General features: G+C 43.3%; 18 protein-coding genes. 14 read left to right on the top strand and 4 right to left on the bottom strand.

Translation table 11 applies throughout. The annotated features are described in order from the left end of the window. Positions 1-201 precede the first annotated feature (201 nt). Positions 202-1794, top strand: coding sequence for a glutamate--cysteine ligase (gene gshA / locus AC2A4J_RS03635; RefSeq protein WP_484174949.1), 1593 nt, complete (start codon positions 202-204; stop codon positions 1792-1794). Between the two features lie 114 nt (positions 1795-1908). Here the strand turns inward: gshA and yihA are convergent, their stop codons facing one another. Further along, a complete protein-coding gene (gene yihA, locus AC2A4J_RS03630; protein WP_255826515.1) occupies positions 1909-2553 on the bottom strand; it encodes a ribosome biogenesis GTP-binding protein YihA/YsxC in 645 nt (214 codons plus the stop codon). 323 nt (positions 2554-2876) lie between these two features. On the opposite strand from yihA, the gene AC2A4J_RS03625 reads away from it, so the two are divergent. From AC2A4J_RS03625 to tatC, 8 genes are all read left to right on the top strand, one after another. Continuing rightward, positions 2877-3500 (top strand): thiol:disulfide interchange protein DsbA/DsbL, encoded by a 624-nt coding sequence (locus AC2A4J_RS03625; RefSeq protein WP_484174948.1) that lies wholly within the window; start codon positions 2877-2879, stop codon positions 3498-3500. Between the two features lie 12 nt (positions 3501-3512). Further along, positions 3513-5039, top strand: a complete 1527-nt coding sequence (locus AC2A4J_RS03620) for a GGDEF domain-containing protein (RefSeq protein ID WP_484174947.1) — start codon at positions 3513-3515, stop codon at positions 5037-5039. 168 nt (positions 5040-5207) lie between these two features. Next, entirely contained in the window at positions 5208-5963 is a 756-nt protein-coding gene (gene ubiE / locus AC2A4J_RS03615; RefSeq protein ID WP_255826518.1) for a bifunctional demethylmenaquinone methyltransferase/2-methoxy-6-polyprenyl-1,4-benzoquinol methylase UbiE, read from the top strand. A gap of 2 nt (positions 5964-5965) precedes the next feature. Further along, complete coding sequence (gene ubiB / locus AC2A4J_RS03610; protein WP_484174946.1) at positions 5966-7609, top strand: ubiquinone biosynthesis regulatory protein kinase UbiB; 1644 nt, start codon at positions 5966-5968, stop codon at positions 7607-7609. 16 nt (positions 7610-7625) lie between these two features. After that, positions 7626-7958, top strand: a complete 333-nt coding sequence (locus AC2A4J_RS03605) for a phosphoribosyl-ATP diphosphatase (RefSeq protein WP_255826520.1) — start codon at positions 7626-7628, stop codon at positions 7956-7958. A gap of 16 nt (positions 7959-7974) precedes the next feature. Continuing rightward, a complete protein-coding gene (gene tatA / locus AC2A4J_RS03600; protein WP_255826521.1) occupies positions 7975-8193 on the top strand; it encodes a Sec-independent protein translocase subunit TatA in 219 nt (72 codons plus the stop codon). A 3-nt stretch (positions 8194-8196) separates the two neighbouring features. Next, positions 8197-8652 (top strand): Sec-independent protein translocase protein TatB, encoded by a 456-nt coding sequence (tatB, locus tag AC2A4J_RS03595; protein ID WP_255826522.1) that lies wholly within the window; start codon positions 8197-8199, stop codon positions 8650-8652. Between the two features lie 32 nt (positions 8653-8684). Then, on the top strand, positions 8685-9458 hold the full coding sequence (gene tatC / locus AC2A4J_RS03590; RefSeq protein WP_255826523.1) for a twin-arginine translocase subunit TatC: 774 nt from the start codon (positions 8685-8687) through the stop codon (positions 9456-9458). 41 nt (positions 9459-9499) lie between these two features. Here the strand turns inward: tatC and dtd are convergent, their stop codons facing one another. The 3 genes from dtd to thiI form a co-directional block, all read right to left on the bottom strand. Further along, entirely contained in the window at positions 9500-9934 is a 435-nt protein-coding gene (gene dtd / locus AC2A4J_RS03585; RefSeq protein WP_484174945.1) for a D-aminoacyl-tRNA deacylase, read from the bottom strand. Positions 9935-10081: 147 nt separating this feature from the next. Continuing rightward, entirely contained in the window at positions 10082-11902 is a 1821-nt protein-coding gene (typA, locus tag AC2A4J_RS03580) for a translational GTPase TypA (protein WP_255826527.1), read from the bottom strand. Positions 11903-12150: 248 nt separating this feature from the next. After that, entirely contained in the window at positions 12151-13602 is a 1452-nt protein-coding gene (gene thiI, locus AC2A4J_RS03575; RefSeq protein ID WP_255826529.1) for a tRNA uracil 4-sulfurtransferase ThiI, read from the bottom strand. Between the two features lie 353 nt (positions 13603-13955). On the opposite strand from thiI, the gene glnA reads away from it, so the two are divergent. The 5 genes from glnA to tsaC all read left to right on the top strand — a co-directional run bounded on the left by glnA (position 13956) and on the right by tsaC (position 19469). After that, complete coding sequence (gene glnA / locus AC2A4J_RS03570) at positions 13956-15362, top strand: glutamate--ammonia ligase (protein WP_255826531.1); 1407 nt, start codon at positions 13956-13958, stop codon at positions 15360-15362. 333 nt (positions 15363-15695) lie between these two features. Further along, positions 15696-16781: a nitrogen regulation protein NR(II) gene (gene glnL / locus AC2A4J_RS03565; RefSeq protein ID WP_255826533.1), complete on the top strand. Its 1086-nt coding sequence runs from the start codon at positions 15696-15698 to the stop codon at positions 16779-16781. Further along, a complete protein-coding gene (ntrC, locus tag AC2A4J_RS03560; RefSeq protein ID WP_484174944.1) occupies positions 16778-18211 on the top strand; it encodes a nitrogen regulation protein NR(I) in 1434 nt (477 codons plus the stop codon). The genes glnL and ntrC overlap by 4 nt, the downstream gene beginning before the upstream one ends. A gap of 168 nt (positions 18212-18379) precedes the next feature. Next, complete coding sequence (locus AC2A4J_RS03555; RefSeq protein ID WP_255826537.1) at positions 18380-18760, top strand: DUF3461 family protein; 381 nt, start codon at positions 18380-18382, stop codon at positions 18758-18760. A gap of 151 nt (positions 18761-18911) precedes the next feature. Continuing rightward, the gene (tsaC, locus tag AC2A4J_RS03550; RefSeq protein ID WP_484174943.1) at positions 18912-19469 is read left to right on the top strand and encodes an L-threonylcarbamoyladenylate synthase type 1 TsaC; all 558 of its coding nucleotides are present in this window, start codon (positions 18912-18914) and stop codon (positions 19467-19469) included. The last annotated feature ends 173 nt before the right edge of the window (positions 19470-19642 follow it).

The following is a 19642-nucleotide window of genomic DNA, read 5'->3' as shown; positions in this document are numbered from 1 at the left end:
TAATTGTCGACCTAAAGGCCGCCCTACAGCTAAATAAGTTAAATGTAGGTCGGTCTTTGGCATGGCAAATTGCTTTTATCTATTATATTTGGGAAGTCAGCATTTTTTGTGCACAAGGCATCTGTTGCTTGCTGCGAATAAGCTCTGCCGAGTACAATCCTTAAAATTTAATTTTGCCTTATTTAATAGAAGGAAGACTTCTTGACCACCTTAACCGATGCCTTGCAAGCGTTGGCAACTCATTGCCAACAAGCCGCGACGACTTCTGCTTTAACATTTCATCGTGGTGTGGAACGAGAAGCACTCCGAGTTGATCGTACTGAAGGTCATATTTCACATAAGCCTCATCCAAAAACATTGGGTTCGGCCATGACACACAGTTCTATCACAACGGATTATTCCGAATCTTTGATGGAGTTTATTACTGGCGTTCATCCAAGCGTTGAAGGCGTTATTAAAGAGCTGGAAGACATTCATAACTTGGTTAACCACGAACTCTACAAGCAAGATGAATGTTTGTGGCCGGCCAGTATGCCTTGTTATTTAGCGGGTAATGAAGACGTTCCTATCGCGTATTATGGCGAATCCAACACTGGCAAACTAAAACGCGTTTACCGCGAAGGCTTGTCTAATCGTTATGGACGTATCATGCAGTGCATCGCTGGCATGCATTATAACTTCTCTTTCGATAAAGACTTCTGGTCTTTCTTGGAAAGCTACAAAGGCAAAACCAACCTTTCAGGCGCTGATAAACAAGCGTTTCAATCAGACAGCTATTTTGCTCTGATCCGAAATTTCCGTCGTAGCTCTTGGATGTTGTCTTTATTATTTGGCGCATCTCCAGCCATCGATGAAAGCTTTTTACCAAAAAAGCCAGATAGCCTGAGTACACTTGAAAAAAATACCTGGTTTGGCCCAAAAGCCACTTCACTGCGTATGAGCGACCTTGGTTACCAAAACAAAGCTCAAGCCGATTTATATGTTTGTTACAACGAAGTTGAAACCTACATCAGCACGGTCAGAAAAGCCCTGCAGACGCCTTACCAGCGCTATCAAGACATTGGTGTAAAAGTCGATGGTCAATATCGTCAGCTTAACAGCAATTTATTGCAGATCGAAAATGAGTATTACAGCGATATTCGCCCAAAACGTGTAACACAACCAGGCGAGCACCCAAGTGCCGCCTTGCATGCTAGAGGTGTTGAATACATCGAAGTTCGCATCATGGATCTCGATCCAAGCTCTTCTATCGGCATGCAATCGTCAACGCTATATTTTATCGATGTATTTTTACTTTACTGCATGCTACGTGGCGATGAACGACTAGGCAGCGCGGAATGCAACCAACTCCGTCAGATGCAGCAAGAAATTGCTTCTCATGGCCGTGATTTAGACATGAGCTTTGATTTTGGCCAAGGCCCAACCAAGCTGCGTACGAAAGCAGAAGACATGTTAAATTCACTGGCTGAAGTAGCAGAATTTTTATCCGCTAAAACGGGTAACCCGGCTTACCAGCAAGCTGTAGAAGTCCAACGAGAAAAATTAAGCAATGAAGCCTTGCTTCCTTCTGCTCAGCTATTAGAGCGCAGCAAGATCCAACAAGGTTATCAGAATGCTATGTTGGCACTGTCAAAAGAACAACAAACAGAATGGATGTCTCGTCCTCTGTCTGATGAACTTACTCGTGAGTTTATGGAAAAAGCTGAGCGCTCTTTGCGTGATCAAGAAGCCATTGAAGCGGCAGACGAAGTGGACTTTGACACCTTCCTCACGGCGTATTTAACACCGCAATAAATCAAAAGCTTTAAAACTGGTAAACACAAAAAAAGCCTCATCTGAGGCTTTTTTATTATTAAAATATTATAGATAACAATATATTAGCACGCAGCCGTCGTAAAAAGGCTTCTATTATGCGTTTGGTGAAACCGGAATACCTTCAAGGTTTTCAAGCACTAACCATTCCGCCAATTTAATGCGTAAGTCATCAACACCGTCACCATTTAAAGAAGAGAAAGTTTGTACTGAGCCATCAACACCCAGTGTTTTCAGAACTTTCTGTACAGCCAACATGGTGGATTTTGCGGGACCACGTTTTAGCTTGTCAGACTTGGTCAACAACACATGAACTTTCATACCATTTGATTTTGCCCAATCCAACATCATTTCATCGAATTCTTTCAAAGGGTGGCGAACGTCCATTACTAAGACAACACCAGCCAAAGAACGACGATTCATCAGGTAATCTTGCATGTGTGCTTGCCAAACTTTTTTCATGGCAATAGGCACTTTAGCGAAGCCGTAACCTGGAAGGTCAATTAGACGACGGTCGTCAACATTCAAACCAAAACAGTTAATCAACTGAGTTCGGCCCGGTGTTTTTGATGTCCGAGCTAATTTTCTTTGATTCGTGAGGGTATTAAGTGCAGTGGATTTACCTGCGTTTGATCGACCTGCAAATGCGACTTCGACACCTTGGTCTAAAGGACATTGGGAAAGCTTCTCTGCACTCTTAATAAAATGCGCGGATTGGAATGTGGAGTCAAAAGGTGTCATAAGTTGATATTCGTCAATAGATTCGGATTTGCATTCAGGTTTATTTCAATTGCTGTATATAATGCCAGCAAACACGAAAATATGCCATGTTAAACTCGACTGCCAGCCCAAATCTGGGCAAATGAACACAATCAAGACAGAGATTTACAAAACAAGACAAATAATGGCCAAGAGATAGGCTTTATCTTTGTAAGTTTTGTGTAAACTTACTGGAAAATTAGAACCTTAAGTCTTTGATGGAATCGTATTCTGTTGTAAATCTGTGCATGATGTAAGAATACCTTTAGTAAGTTAACAAACATTAATTCGACTAGGAGCCATCCATGATAAAGCTGTTTTCAGCACTCGTACTTTCTCTTCTCATCCCACTGACGGCAGCGGCGGCTGAATACAGTGACGGTAACGGCTACACAACTATCAAAACACCCGTTCGCACCAGTGACCCTAGCAAGATCGAAGTGACTGAGATTTTCTGGTACGGCTGCCCACACTGCTACAAACTTGAGCCTATTACTCAAGCTTGGAAAAAAGACTTACCAAGCGATGTGGATTTTAAATTCTTACCGGCCGTGTTTGGCCGTGGCTGGTTAGCGCACGCTAAAGCCTTCTATGTTGCTGACCTACTTGGCATAGAAGACAAAATCCGCGCAGACCTTTTTAATGCTATCCATGTTGAGCGTCGTAACCTAAACTCTGAAGATGCGCTGGCCGCTTTCTTCGTAAATTATGGTGTCAGCGAAGATGAATTCCGTAAGCAGTACAATTCTTTTGCGGTGAACAGCCGTCTAAGCCAAGCTGATGCTAAAATACGCGCTTACGGTGCTCGTGGTGTACCTGGATTGGTTGTAAACGGCAAATATTTGGTCAGTGCTGAAACTGCTAATGGCAATGAAAACATCTATAAAGTTGTTGATTTTTTAATTGAAAAAGAACGTCAGAAAAAATAAGAATGAGGCGATATGACGGAATCATCGAGTGACAAATTAATAGAAGCGTTACGTAAAGCTGTTTCTAGAACCAGCATGCTTGCTGAAGGAAACGGCCCTGAACTTGATTCCGTTGTTCGCCAGATTCGCCAAGTCATAACCAAAGGGGCGAATGCTCAAGAAATACAAGATGCTCTGAATGACGCGGAGCCACTTCTCATAAAAAGTGACGAAGCCCAAATAAGTCGCGCCAAACAGGTCAGAAGCACCTTACAAGAACTTATTAATCTCCTTGAAAAACAAGACAGTAAAAACGTCCCTCATCAAGAAAAAAAGCAGCTTGAAGCGCAGATACGCTTACACTGGCAAGTACCTTCTCAATGGCCAAACCTTCTAAAAAGCTTTTTGGCACTTGCAGAAAAGACACTATCCCCAACAGAGTCCAGCCAACCGAAAAGCTCCCTGTTCAGTCGTTTATTTAATCGTGATCTAACGACAAAGCCCCAGAAAAACGATCAAGAAATCATGATGCAAATAAGCCATACGCTTGCTGCGCTCACGAACAACCTATCTTTGCCAAGCCATTACGATGAGGACATTCTGGATCTGAAAAAAGCCCTGCTAGGCAATGATAATATTCAGCAACTGCCAGGATTGCTCGATGAAGTAATCAACTTGGTCATGATCGCTATTGGTAAAACTCAAGAAAGTTTGACCAACTATCTTAATCAGCTGAACAAACAACTTGCTAGTATCAATGAGTCTATCTCTAGCAGCTACCACTCGCAGAAAAAACTGTCTGATAGCCGTGAAGGCTTTAATAGCCAATTACAAAAACAAGTCACAGATACGTCTCAAGCCGTTCAGAGCGCAGACGATTTAGAGAGCTTAAAAACGCTGATTAGCGATAGATTATCCACAATATCTAGCACCATGAGTGAATACAAAACACAAATGGTTGAGCAAGAAAAACACGCCACTCAATCCATCACGCTACTAAAAAATAAAGTAACGCGGATGGAAAAAGACACTGTGTCCTTGCGCTCTTTATTACAAGAAAAGCTCGCTCAAGCGATGACAGATTCATTAACCGATTTACCAAATCGCACGGCCTATCAAGACGCTATTTTGCCGCTTTGTAAAATCATGCAGAAAACACAAAAACCTATTTGTCTTGCCGTCTGCGATATAGACCACTTTAAGAAAGTAAACGATACGTGGGGACATCTAGCTGGCGACAAAGTATTACGTCTAGTACCCAAGCAAATTCGTGGTGCTCTAGCAAAAGAAGACCTCATTTTCCGCTACGGTGGGGAAGAGTTTGTTATCGCGTTTCCAAACACAAATTTAACACAAGCCATTGAACGCGCTGAGGCCATTCGTTTAGCGGTCGCCAAAACGCCATTTAACATGCAAGGCGAGCCTGTATCGATTTCAATTTCAGTCGGTATCGCAGAGCTACAAGAACAAGAAAACCCAGAATCTCTGTTTGCCAGAGCAGACAAACAACTCTATTTAGCCAAAGAAGCTGGCCGCAATCGAGTAATGGCAAATAAATAGTTTTGGTAAAGCAGTACCAGAGCCTTGCCGTCGCGGTTACAATAACGGCTTATATTGAATGCAGCGCTGCCAAATACAAGGGTTAAAAGCTTTTCAATAAGGCTATCCAATAAAATTTTCCAATTAAAGAGAATGGCGCGCAATTACACCATTAGGATGAAGTAGTTTATGCAAGACGATCAGAAAAAAACCACCGATTTTGGCTTCAAAGAAATTCCAACTGATGAAAAAGTAAAGGCCGTCGCGCAAGTTTTCCATTCCGTAGCCGCCAAATACGACATCATGAATGATTTGATGTCTGGTGGTATTCACCGTCTCTGGAAACGACACACTATTAGCCAATCCGGTGTTCGCGCTGGCAACTGTGTATTAGATATCGCTGGTGGCACAGGAGATTTGACCGTTAAATTCTCTCGTCTTGTTGGCAGTGAAGGCCAAGTGGTCCTTGCAGACATTAACGATTCCATGCTGAAAGTAGGCCGTGACAAGCTCGCCAATCAAGGCATTGTTGGTAACGTTAAATTCGTTCAAGCCAACGCTGAAGCTCTGCCTTTCCCAGATGATACTTTTGACTGTATTACCATCGCCTTTGGTCTTCGCAATGTTACCGATAAATCCAAGGCGCTTGCCTCCATGTATCGCGTATTAAAGCCTGGTGGTCGTTTATTGGTGTTAGAGTTTTCCAAACCAGAATCTGAGCTTTTATCGCAAGTCTATGACCAATACTCTTTCCGTCTATTGCCAACCATGGGCAAACTGATCGCCAATGATGCCGACAGCTATCGCTATCTTGCTGAATCCATTCGTATGCATCCAGATCAAGAAACACTAAAAAGCATGATGGATGAAGTCGGATTTGAACGCACCAGCTACCAAAACTTAACAGGCGGCATCGTTGCGCTTCATAAAGGATTTAAATTCTAGTCATGTTAATCAGTACTTTTCGTTTACTGCGCATACTGTATACGGTCATGCGCTTTCGTCTTGATGTGTTTATTCCTTTCGCGCTTTTGCCTTGGTATATCCGTTGCACGCTTGGCCTTGTTTGCTCGATTGGCCGTAAGCGCGCTAGCAAAAATAAAGGTGAGCGCCTTCGGCTGGCTTTAGAAAGCCTTGGCCCTATCTTTGTTAAGTTCGGACAGATATTGTCGACTCGACGAGATTTGTTAGACGACGATATCGCCGATGAATTAGCAAAACTGCAAGACAAAGTCCCCGCCTTTCCCGGCCATATCGCTCAAGCTATTGTCGAAAGAGATTTAAAAGCACCAGTATCTGAACTGTTTGCTGAGTTTTCAGCAACGCCTCTTGCCTCTGCGTCCATTGCACAAGTGCATACTGCCAAGCTGCACTCTGGTGAAGAGGTGGTTGTTAAAGTTATTCGACCAAACATAGAAAAAACCATCAGCAAAGACATTAGCCTGCTTTACACTTTGGCGCACCTTGTTGCTAATTTAAGTGCCGATGGCCGCCGATTAAGACCTGTTGAAGTCGTCACCGATTACGAATACACCATTCTAGATGAATTAGATCTTGCCAAAGAAGCAGGCAACACAGGCTTATTACAGCGTAACTTTACCAATTCCGACCTGCTGTATGTGCCACAGGTTCATTGGGACTATAGCCACCGCAATGTCATGGTAATGGAGCGCATATCTGGGATTCCAGTAGCCGATATTGCTGCGCTAAACAAAGCCAATGTAGACATGAAATGCTTAGCAGAACGCGGTGTGGAAATCTTTTTCACCCAAGTTTTCTCACACAGTTTTTTCCATGCCGATATGCATCCGGGTAATATTTTTGTGGACGTCTCAAATCCACTAAAACCTAAATATATTGCCATCGACTGCGCCATCATGGGCAGCCTAGATGACGCAGATAAAAGCTACTTAGCGCGCAATCTGTTGGCTTTTTTCCAACGAGATTACCGCTTAGTGGCAGAACTTCACGTTGAAAGTGGCTGGGTGCCTAAAGGCACCCCTGTTCATGCGTTTGAATCTGCTATTCGCAGTGTTTGTGAACCTATGTTTGCCAAACCACTGAAAGACATTTCTTTTGGTCAGGTACTGATTGGTTTATTCCAAACCGCACGACGCTTTAATATGGAAGTTCAGCCTCAGCTGGTTTTATTGGAAAAAACTCTACTCAATATTGAAGGTTTAGGTCGCCAACTTTATCCCGACTTGGACCTATGGGTAACAGCAAAACCCTTCCTAGAACGCTGGATGCGTGAACAGATGGGACCAAAACGCGTGATAGAAGAAGTCCGCAAGCAAGCGCCACAGTGGGCAGGCCAACTACCACAAATCCCGAATTTAGTGTTTACTGCATTATCGCAAATGTCGCATCAAGAAGAACGCATGCAAGCGCAAACCGAGGCCATTGAGCAGTTAAGCAAAGAATTGAAAAAAGGTCGAAAAAATACCCCTTTTAGATTGCTTGGCATATTAAGCTTAGGGGCGGCTTGGGTTATTACTGACCCTGTTTCTTTAACCCATATCAAAGACGCAGACTTAACCAGCTTAGGGCTGCTTTTAGTAGGGATTTACCTGCTTGTCTTAAAACCGTAACCTTTGAGAGACTATAATGAAATCCGATGTACTGGCTGAATTAGCAGCCACTCTAGAACAACGCAAAGCCGCAGCAGCTGATTCTTCATATGTTGCTAGTCTTCACGCAAAAGGGTTAAATAAGATCCTAGAAAAAGTTGGCGAGGAAAGCATCGAGACTATTATTGCCGCGAAAGACGCTGTCGTCTCAGGCGATAAATCCGATTTAATTTATGAAACAGCGGATCTATGGTTTCATACCCTTGTCATGTTATCTCATTTAGATATTGGCCCAGATGCTATACTGGATGAACTAGCACGCAGATTTAATTTGTCTGGCTTAGAAGAAAAGGCCAGTCGCACCAAATAAGCAGTAGGAGTAATTTATGTTAGGCGGAATCAGCATTTGGCAATTGTTAATCGTTTTAGCCATTTTAGTACTTATTTTTGGCACCAAGAAACTTAAAAACCTTGGCTCTGATCTAGGTGGTGCAGTCAAAGGTTTTAAAGAGGCCGTCGATAAAGACGGAGATACCGAAGACGAAAAAACAGCCCAGCATAAAGTCATTGATGCTGATGCCAAAAAAGACGATAAGAGCGCCTAATCTGTGTTCGACATTGGCTTTTCTGAACTACTTGTTGTTTTCGTGGTTGGCCTTTTAATTCTTGGGCCAGAACGTCTGCCCCATGCCGCCAAAACGGCGGGGCTATGGGTTCGTAAAATTCGCCGCAGTATCAGCTCTGTGCAAAGAGAAATTAATGCACAACTAGATCACGAAGAGCTGCAGCAGAAGATTAACGAGACCAATCAGCGCCTGCTGAAAGAAGGTCAAGCGATTCAAAATACCATTACGCCTTACCCTGAAGGTTATGAAGCCAAAGCAGACGAGCTTGAGCCCGTCATTGCTGAGCCGTCAAAAGCAGAAGACGTTGATACCATTAAACAAGAAGCCCAGCCATCAATAAACAATGAGTCAGCATCAACAGATACAATCGACTCTGCTGAGCCACAAGCCGTAGATAAGATTAAAGAAACGTCCGAAACAGCGGCTTCTCGAACCTAATTATTAAACTACACGCGGACATGTGACGCATTATGAGTACAGATTCTTCCAATCAAGCACCACTTGTCGCTCATCTTATCGAGCTGAGAAATCGTCTATTAAAATGTGTTCTGGCTATACTGATTCTCTTTCTTGGCCTGTACTCTTTCGCCAACGATTTATATCTTATTGTCTCTGAACCATTACGACTGTTACTGCCTGCTGGTAGCTCTTTGATAGCAACAGAAGTGGCTTCTCCTTTTCTCGCACCACTTAAGCTAACCTTTGCCGTCGCAGTACTGATATCGGTTCCCTATACACTTTTTCAAGCGTGGTCGTTTATCGCCCCTGCGCTTTACAAGAACGAAAAACAAATTGCTATTCCCTTGCTCATTTCTAGTATCTTCCTGTTTTATGCGGGGGTTTTGTTTGCTTACTTTGTTGTATTGCCGCTGATTTTTGGTTTTTTCACAACCGTAGGCCCTGGCGAAGTCACCGTCATGACAGACATTAATAACTACCTAAACTTTGTTTTAAAGTTATTCTTTGCCTTTGGTGTCACCTTTGAAATCCCAGTTGCTACCTACTTACTGATTAAAGCCGGCGTTACCACCGTTGCAACACTATCAAAGAAACGCCCTTACATTTTTCTAGGCTGTTTTGTGGTCGGTATGCTGATCACACCACCGGATATTTTTTCTCAGACCCTACTAGCAATCCCAATGTGGATGCTCTTTGAGCTTGGACTTATTGCTGGCCGCACAGTGAAAGTTGTGGTTGATGGCAGTGAAGAAAAAGAAGAAGAGGTAACAAATAGAGCGAGCTAGGCGACTCATCATTATTGCGAAATGCTGAGTCAGCGGCCCACTTAATCCAACATAAAGGTGACAGGGCCATCGTTAGTAAATGAGACCTTCATATCAGCCCCAAAGCGCCCTGTTTCAACGTTATCGTACTGAGCACGCACTTTATTAACAAAGTCGTTAAACAACCTCTCGCCCTCTGCTGGAACCGCTGCAGTAGAAAATCCAGGTCGAAGGCCTTTCTTAGTTTCTGCCGCCAAAGTAAATTGCGACACCAGCAAAATACCGCCAGCCACTTGCTGAACATTTAAGTTCATTTTGCCATCCTCATCGCCAAACATACGGTATTTCAAAAGCTTGTCAGCGAGTCGCTGGGTATCGGCTTCCGTGTCACCTTTTTCTATACCGACCAACACGAGTTGTCCGTGATCAATCGCTCCTATGGTGTCACCATCAACGACGACGCTGGCGTTTATGGCTCTCTGCACTAAGACCTTCATTCCCTTTCACTCCTATTCGACTAGATTAATAAGGCTACCAACTTTACCAAAGCCCAGAAAAAACAAAAGCGCCCGAAGGCGCTTCTGTCGCTCACAAATTCATTTGCATGAATTCATTTGCTGCTGCTCTTTATAGAATAGCGACTATTACTTACGACCAGCGCGTTTACGCTCGTTTTCAGTCAATAGTTTCTTACGAACACGAATACTTTCTGGTGTTACTTCAACCAATTCATCGTCTTCGATAAACTCAAGCGCTTGCTCAAGTGTATGACGAATCGGTGGTGTCAACGTCAAGGCTTCATCTGTACCAGAGGCGCGCATGTTAGTTAACGCCTTACCTTTAACTGGGTTAACAGACAAGTCGTTATCACGTGAGTGAATACCGATTACTTGACCTTCGTAAACTTCAACAGCGTGACCCAAGAACAAGCGACCACGGCTTTGTAGGTTAAACAAAGCAAACGCTGCTGTTTTACCTGTCACCATACTGATCAATACACCATTCTGGCGACTACCAACATCACCTTCTTTTACTGGTCCGTAATGGTCAAATACGCTCGTCATGATACCTGAACCAGACGTCAACGTTAGGAACAAACCACGGAAGCCAATCAAACCACGAGAAGGCGTCATGAATTCAAGACGAACACGACCCTTGCCATCTGGTTCCATGTTAGTCAACTCAGCTTTACGCAAGCCAAGCTCTTCCATGATAGAACCTTGATGCTGCTCTTCAACGTCAATAACCACTAACTCATATGGTTCTTGAACTTTTCCATCAACAATCTTTTGAACTACTTCAGGACGAGATACACCCATCTCAAAGCCTTCACGACGCATATTTTCAATCAATACAGACAGATGAAGCTCACCACGTCCAGATACGATGAATTTGTCAGGCGTTTCGCCTTGGCGAACACGTAGAGCTACGTTATGGATAAGCTCGCGCTCAAGACGATCTGAGATATTACGAGTCGTAATGTATTTACCTTCTTTACCAGCAAACGGAGAATCGTTCACCATGAAAGTCATACTTACTGTTGGCTCATCAACCGTCAATGCAGGAAGCGCTTCAACACACTCAGGGTTACATAGAGTGTCAGAAATACTCAAACCATCAATACCAGTGATACATACGATATCACCTGCAGACGCTTGATCAGTATCAACACGCGCTAGACCGTGGTAGCCCTTCACGTTTAGGACTTTACCTTTACGCTCTTTGCCATCCGCAGATTTAACGATAACTTGCTGGTTTGGAGATAACAGACCACGAGTAATACGGCCGATACCAATAACACCAACGTATGCATCGTAATCCAATGCAGAAACCTGCATTTGGAACATACCTTCTGGATCTACATCAGGAACAGGCACGCTGTCGACGATCATTTGGTAAAGAGGCGTCATGTCTTCCGCCATATTTTCTGGATCATCACCAGAAATACCATTGATTGCAGACGCATAGATAACAGGGAAATCTAATTGCTCTTCTGTTGCACCAAGGCTGTCGAACAAATCAAAAACCTGATCCATAACCCAATCAGGACGAGCACCTGGGCGGTCAATTTTGTTGATAACAACGATAGGACGAAGACCACGCTCAAATGCTTTTGATGTTACGAAGCGAGTTTGTGGCATTGGGCCATCAACAGCGTCAACCAACAAAAGTACAGAGTCAACCATAGACAATACACGCTCAACCTCACCACCGAAATCGGCGTGTCCAGGTGTATCAACGATATTAATACGGTAATCGTGCCACATGATTGACGTGTTTTTCGCCAAAATAGTGATGCCGCGTTCTTTCTCTTGATCGTTCGAATCCATGATTCGTTCAGAACCTAGGTCCTTACGATCTAGTGTACCAGATTGGCTTAGTAGCTGATCAACCAAGGTAGTTTTACCATGGTCAACGTGGGCAATAATAGCTACGTTACGTAACTTATTGATATCATTAGACATTTATAGTTCTCTGCATTTAGCGTGAGCAAAAAGATATACCGCCGCTTGATACGGGCAGGTATGCTCTTCAAGCGTCTCGGATCTTGGTGCGGGGTAAAATTCGCGCAATTGTACCCTTATATTGATCAATATCCCATTAAAGTGACAAAAAAAGTCCACAAAGAATACTTCAACAGGGTAAAAAGCGCATTCGAATAAAAACGATAACACTCATATACTACAAAAATGCTACCGTTTTTTAGTACTTATTACGGTAGGTAAACACCTACATTTTCATGCCCTTTACCCAATAGGTAAGAAGCATGCATTCGGCTCATGACCCCTTTGCCGCAATACAGCAAATGAGGCACATCTTTTTCTAATTCCGACCAATTAGATTCCAAGGCAAAAAATGGAATCACTTTGACAGGACGACCACTTACTCTTAATGGTCGATTGCTTGCTTCATCTGGGTGACGGATGTCGATAATGACTTCATCACCTACAGGCATACGCACAATCGGCACTTCGCCCTGATATTGCTTCGCTACATCGTCCATCACATTCTGAATAGACATAACTTGGGCATTTTCAATTGCGGCTTCTAATACCGCAAAATCAAAATTAGATTCTTGCTTCTCTACTCGGTGCATTTTAGCTCGCGTCGTTGGCTTAACCGAGATCACACCACAGAACTCAGGCATACTGGCTGCAAAAGGCGCGGTACCAATTTCGATGGCTTTATCAATGATGACCTGTTTATTGGTAGTAATTAAAGGACGAAGCACTAACTCTTCGGTCACCTGATCAATGACTTTCAAGTTCATCAGGGTTTGGCTGGATACCTGAGCAACACTTTCGCCAGTCACTAGGGCTTTCGCTCCAACTTCAGACATTACCTGAGACGCTGCTCGCAACATCATACGTTTCAGAATCACGCCCATTTCTGCGTTATCGACTTTTGTTAGTATCTCGCCGACAACCGCTTCGAAAGGCACGGTAATGAATTTCACATTGAGCGCCGAGCCGTATTTTTCCCACAGGAAGTTGGATACTTGCTTCACGCCAATTTCATGGGCGTCACCACCAAGGTTAAAAAAGCAAAAGTGCGTTTTCAATCCTCGACTCATGGTCAAAAAGGAGCTCACTGTAGAATCGTATCCGCCAGACATCAGGGACAACACAGAATCTTGCGACCCTAGAGGATAACCACCTAGCCCCTCTACACGTTGTTCAATCATCCATACTCGATTATCACGAATATCGATAGGCACCAATACTTCAGGATTTTTCAAACGAACAGCCAACGCGCCACAACGAGCTTTTAAACAGCCGCCGATATGTCGCTCAGCATCCACCGACGTAAAGTCGTGATGACCAACACGTTTAACACGGACAGCAAACACAGCATCTTTAATGACATCACCATACGAAACGATGGCCTGTTCAACAATGTCATCCAAATCAACTAATGGGAATTCACGAACATACTGAAAATGAGCAATACCGGAGATATTAGAAAGTGCCTGTATAAAGTCTTCTCGTAATTCATCCCTATCAGAAAACACTTCAATAAAATCCCAGTTGCCAGAAACAACGACATCGGCATCGTACTTTTTAAGAACCAACTTAACATTGTGTCGAAGCTGTTTAATAAACGCCTTTCTAACTGGACGACTTTTAATGGTGATTTCTGCAAAAAACTTAACAATAAATTTCATAGGGGTTGTGATTTATACCGGATATTGGGAAGGCGCATAGTATAAAGAAAAGACAGTCGATACGAAAACGCTAAATTCGCACCAACAATGAACAAAATATCGAATTTAGGCACCGTTATGGTGCAATCTGACTTTTTGCACGCTTCTTTTTGGCCACCATTAAGCTCGATATTAATCTTAAAAACTCTATCTCATTGTAATATAAGCATTTATTACCTCGCACAGATTTCTGGCACAAGTTATGCTTACTATCTGCTTGATAAATAACTCGACAAATGGCGCTTTGTATTAAATATTAAAGCCCCTTTTACAACGAAAAATAATTTCGCTTTAACTACGACTGGAGAACAACTATGTCAAACAAGACCCTTGCCTTGATTGCTGAGCATGATGCGAAGTGGGTTGACCTTCGCTTTACCGATTTTAAAGGTAAAGAACAACACGTAACGATTCCAGCTATTACGGTAGACGAAGAGTTTTTCGAAAACGGCCAAATGTTTGATGGTTCATCCATCGCTGGTTGGAAAGGCATTAACGAATCAGACATGATCATGATGCCTCAGGACGATACAGCTATCATCGATCCTTTCACTGAAGAATCAACTGTTATTGTTCGTTGTAACATCATCGAACCTTCTACTATGCAAGGCTATGACCGTGACCCACGCTCTGTTGCCCTTCGTGCAGAAGAGTTCCTTAAGTCGACTGGTCTTGGCGACACAGCTTTCTTTGGTCCAGAGCCTGAATTTTTCATCTTTGATGATGTTAAATGGAAAACAGACATGTCAGGTTGTTCTGTAGAGATCAACTCTGAAGAAGCAGCTTGGTCTTCAAATAAGAAATTTGAAGGCGGCAACATGGGTCACCGTCCTTTCGTAAAAGGCGGCTACTTCCCTGTACCACCAGTTGATTCTCACCACGATTTACGTGGCGCTATGTGTGGCGCTATGGAAACAATGGGCTTGGTTATTGAAGTTCATCACCACGAAGTAGCAACCGCTGGTCAAAACGAAATCGGTGTTAAATTCAACACTCTAGTTAAGAAAGCGGATGAAGTTCAAATTCTTAAGTACTGTGTACACAACGTTGCTCACGCTTACGGCAAAACTGCGACTTTCATGCCTAAACCAATCGTTGGTGACAACGGTTCTGGTATGCACGTTCACCAGTCTTTCTGGAAAAACGGTGAAAACCAATTCGCTGGTGATCAATACGCTGGTCTATCTGAAATGGCGCTTTACTACATCGGTGGTATCATCAAGCACGCTAAAGCATTGAACGCGTTCACTAATGCTTCAACGAACTCTTATAAGCGTCTTGTTCCTCACTTCGAAGCTCCTGTAATGCTTGCATACTCTGCACGTAACCGTTCTGCTTCTATTCGTATCCCATACGTTGCAAGCCCTAAAGGCAAACGTATTGAAGCTCGTTTCCCTGATCCAACCGCTAACCCATACCTAGCATTTGCAGCTATGTTGATGGCTGGTATCGATGGTATCAAAAACAAGATTCACCCTGGCGATGCTGCAGACAAAGATTTGTACGACCTTCCAGCTGAAGAAGCTCATGCGATTCCACAGGTTGCTAGCAGCCTAGAAGAAGCACTTAAGTGCCTAGACGAAGATCGCACGTTCTTGACTCAAGGCGGCGTATTCTCTGACGACATGATCGATGCTTACATCGAACTTAAAACTGGCGAAGCTCGTCGCGTTTCTATGACGACTCACCCACTTGAGTTTGAACTTTACTACAGCGCTTAATACTTAATCGCTAAGTAAATACGAAAGCCTCGACCTTGTTCGAGGCTTTTTTTTCTCTAACATTTTAGCCCTGTTTTGTTGCTCGCATTTGTAGATTTTTTTGTATGGCTTTTAATGCACAACTTTTTTGCACAGCTTTTTAATGCACAACTTTTTTTGCACGAAAAGAAACACCATTACCGACATGCACTATAATTGTGCATAGAACTTTTTTTAGTGAATACAAAGACCTTAATAAATACGCTATCTCGGACTGCCCAATGTTGGTTCGCTTTTTGCAACTGTTATTAAAGGAAATCATAAAAAGCAGTAGTCAATAGAGAGGCACTGTCTGTGTATAGTTTATTAATCGACCATTTATCCACTGCAGTTGTTCAATTGAACGACAAACTTGAGATCGAGTATCTAAATCCTGCAGCTGAAATGCTATTGGCGGTCAGCCGACGCCGAATTTATGGCAATGACATTGGCGCCGCTTTTCGTGAAAACGAAGAAAGCATTCAGGCCCTTTATGCCGCAATAAAATCTGGCCACCCTTTCACTAAGCGAGAGGCAGAAATAGAGAGCAGCAATAACAGAAAGCTTTTTTGTGACTATACCGTCACGCCTGTTATGGGCACATCGAATGAAACTGAAAGCCTCATTATAGAGCTGTACCCCCGCGATAGAATGAAGCGCATCTCTCAAGAAGACGAGATTATAGCGAACCATGAAAGCAGCAAAGAGCTGGTGCGAGGCTTGGCACATGAAATTAAAAACCCATTAGGTGGTATTCGTGGCGCGGCACAATTAATTAGTCGCGCTTTCACAGACGAAGCGCTAAACGATTACACACAAGTCATCATTGAAGAGTCAGATCGGTTACGCGACCTTGTTGACCGCTTATTAGGTCCTAGACAATTACCTAAAAACAAGCCTCTCAATATTCACAAGGTTATTGAGCGTGTTAGACAGCTTATTTCAGTCGAAACAGACAACCAAATTGAACTGATTCGAGATTACGATCCAAGTATTCCAGACTTGATCGGTGACGAATCTCAGTTGATTCAAGCCTTACTCAATATCACTAGAAACGCCATGCAAGCGCTGTTGGATGATGAAGACAATCGCCATAAAACCATTCATATGGTGACTCGAGCATTACGCCAATTCACCATTGGCTCTAAGCGCCATCGCCTAGTATGCAAAATCAGCATTATAGACAATGGACCAGGCATACCAGAAGCCATTCTTAAAACACTATTTTATCCCATGGTCAGTGGACGAGCCGATGGAACAGGCTTAGGGCTATCCATCGCGCAATCCGTGATTCATCAGCACCATGGCATTATTGAATGTAACAGTTACCCGAAAAAAACCGAATTTAATATATTAATTCCCATTGAGACGACAGTCCAAGACCAGGAGAAACACTCATGACAGCAGAAGAAACAGTATGGATTGTTGATGACGATCGTTCTATTCGCTGGGTACTAGAAAAAACATTAGAACAAGAAGGAATCCAATGTCGTTTATTTGATTCCGCCGAAAACCTAGTCAACATGATTGATAAAGAGCAACCAAGCGCCATTATCAGTGATATCCGTATGCCTGGTATGGACGGCTTAAAGCTACTCGAAAAACTGCAAAAAGATCATCCTTATTTACCCGTTATTATTATGACGGCGCACTCTGATCTTGAAAGTGCTGTTGCCTCTTATCAAGGCGGTGCCTTTGAATATTTGCCAAAACCTTTCGATGTAGAAGAAGCGGTTAGTCTGGTGAAACGAGCCATGCTCCACCACCGCAATGCAAGACCCAGTACTGACAACATGGATATTGCAGAAGAGCCAGAAGTCGATAAAGAAATCATCGGCGAAGCTCCTGCTATGCAGGAGGTTTTCCGCGCCATTGGTCGACTTGCTAACTCAAATATTACGGTTTTAATCAACGGTGAATCTGGTACCGGTAAAGAGCTGGTAGCACAAGCACTGCATACTCATAGCCCAAGAGCAGCAAACCCTTTTATCGCTTTAAACATGGCCGCTATCCCACACGACTTAATCGAGTCCGAATTATTCGGTCATGAAAAAGGCGCGTTCACGGGTGCCAACACTCAACGTCGCGGCCGCTTCGAACAAGCCAATGGCGGTACACTTTTCTTAGACGAAATCGGTGATATGCCAGCCGAAACACAAACTCGCTTATTACGTGTTTTGGCAGACGGTGAGTTTTATCGTGTTGGTGGTCACACACCTGTTAAAGTTGACGTTCGTATTATTGCAGCCACGCATCAAAACTTAGAGAACTTAGTACAACAAGGTTCATTCCGAGAAGATTTGTTTCACCGTCTCAACGTTATTCGCATCCATTTGCCTAAGCTTGCAGAGCGTCGTGAAGATATTCCAAAGCTTGCCCGTCACTTTCTAAGCCGTGCAGCGGAAGAGCTAGCGGTGGAACCGAAACAACTCAGCAAAGAAACCGAAAACTATCTAACACAGTTAGAGTGGCCTGGTAACGTTCGACAATTAGAAAACACTTGTCGTTGGTTGATTGTTATGGCTTCTGGACGTGAAGTTTTAGTGGAGGATTTGCCACCTGAATTACTGGCGGCCGTTCCTCACGAACAACCCTTTGCATCATGGGAAGAAGCGCTTAAAAATTGGGTGGACAGCACATTGGCAACAGGCCAAAAAGGCATTCTCGATCAAGCCGTGCCAAAGTTTGAGCGCATCATGATAGAAACAGCGCTAGCACATACTGGCGGACGCCGACGCGATGCATCGTTACTTCTAGGCTGGGGACGAAATACGTTAACTCGCAAAATTAAAGAGTTAAATATCGATCACGCCGAGCAAGATGAAGACTAATTTTCAGCGATTAAAATAACGCTAATCAAGAAAATGTAATGCAGGCAAAACTATATGCAATTTGCCTGCATTATCTCAGTTTTCTACTGTTTTGGACTTGCTTTTACGGACACAATCCCCTACTAATTAAGAACAACAATTTGTTTATTAATCAACGGGAAGCTAGCTATGTATCCAACACTTCAGTCCATGGGTATCACCAGCATACAGGACATTGAAAAATTCACTTTGCGTTACGAAGGCGGACACGACGTTTTAAAAATCTATTACCGCCGTGAAAAAGGCTCGTTACTTCCGAAAAGCAAGAAATTCAAGTTTGGTCGCTCAACCAAAACCGTGTTAGCGGATGGTGGTCAACAAACTTACCGTCAAGTTCAAGAGCCCTCTCTAATCGTTTTACGCGCAATGGAAGAGCTAGAGCAAATTGTTGGTCGACAACACGAAACAAAAGCATCAAAAGATGACCTGATCAAAGAGCTAGAACACTTAGAAAAAGTAATGAATAGTAAGATCAGTGAAATCAAAGAAAAAATCGAATCTATGCAATAATAGAATTCTATCTAGCAGGAACGCCTTTCCATCGATCAAGACACCATGTTTAGGTCATTAATCGAAAGGCATACCTGCTGGCTCCCTTTCAAAAATCCCGCTACAATCCAACGTTATCCGTTTTCCCATATACTTTTATAAGCTTATTTATATGCATCTTGTAACATCCGTCGAAGAACTTGCCGATATCATCCGACAAGGTGGCGTCATAGCTTATCCAACCGAAGCAGTTTGGGGCTTAGGCTGTGATCCTTATAATGAATCTGCTGTGAGACGAATTCTGGCGCTAAAAGATCGTCCAGAATACAAAGGTCTGATTTTAATTGCAGGCGCAAAAGATCAACTAACGCCATGGCTAGAGACGTTAGATGCAAAAGCATCACAGCGCTTAATCAGCCAAAATGACACTCCCACTTCTTGGGTTGTACCAGATACCACAATCACCCCAAGCTGGGTCAGGGGTGAGCATCAAAGCGTCGCTATACGCCTATCACAGCATCAGCCAGTACAATCTTTGTGCGCCGCTTATCAAGGCGCGATAGTGTCGACATCTGCCAACCCTGCAGGGCTAGATCCAGCGATGAGCGCAGAAGAAGTACATGCGTATTTTGGTGACAAGGTGGACGCTATTTTTAATGCACCATTGGGTAAGGCCACGCAACCCTCACAGGTTCGAGATATTTTGACGGATACGCTATTTCGAGCTTAAACCCTTTCTATTGAATCAACCTTTTAATTCAATAAGCGGATCAAAAACAGCTTAAAAGGCGATATTGCGCGAACATCCTGTGCAAAAGCGTTATTTTTATCCACATAAATAAAAAAACGGCCCTTCATTTTTTGTACAAATGAAGCGCCGTTTTTACTTTTATATGCTGAAAC

This window comes from Marinomonas sp. ATLA20, assembly GCF_057180105.1.
Note: the sequence above shows the minus strand (reverse complement) of the source record. Positions and strands in the feature narration are given on the sequence as shown.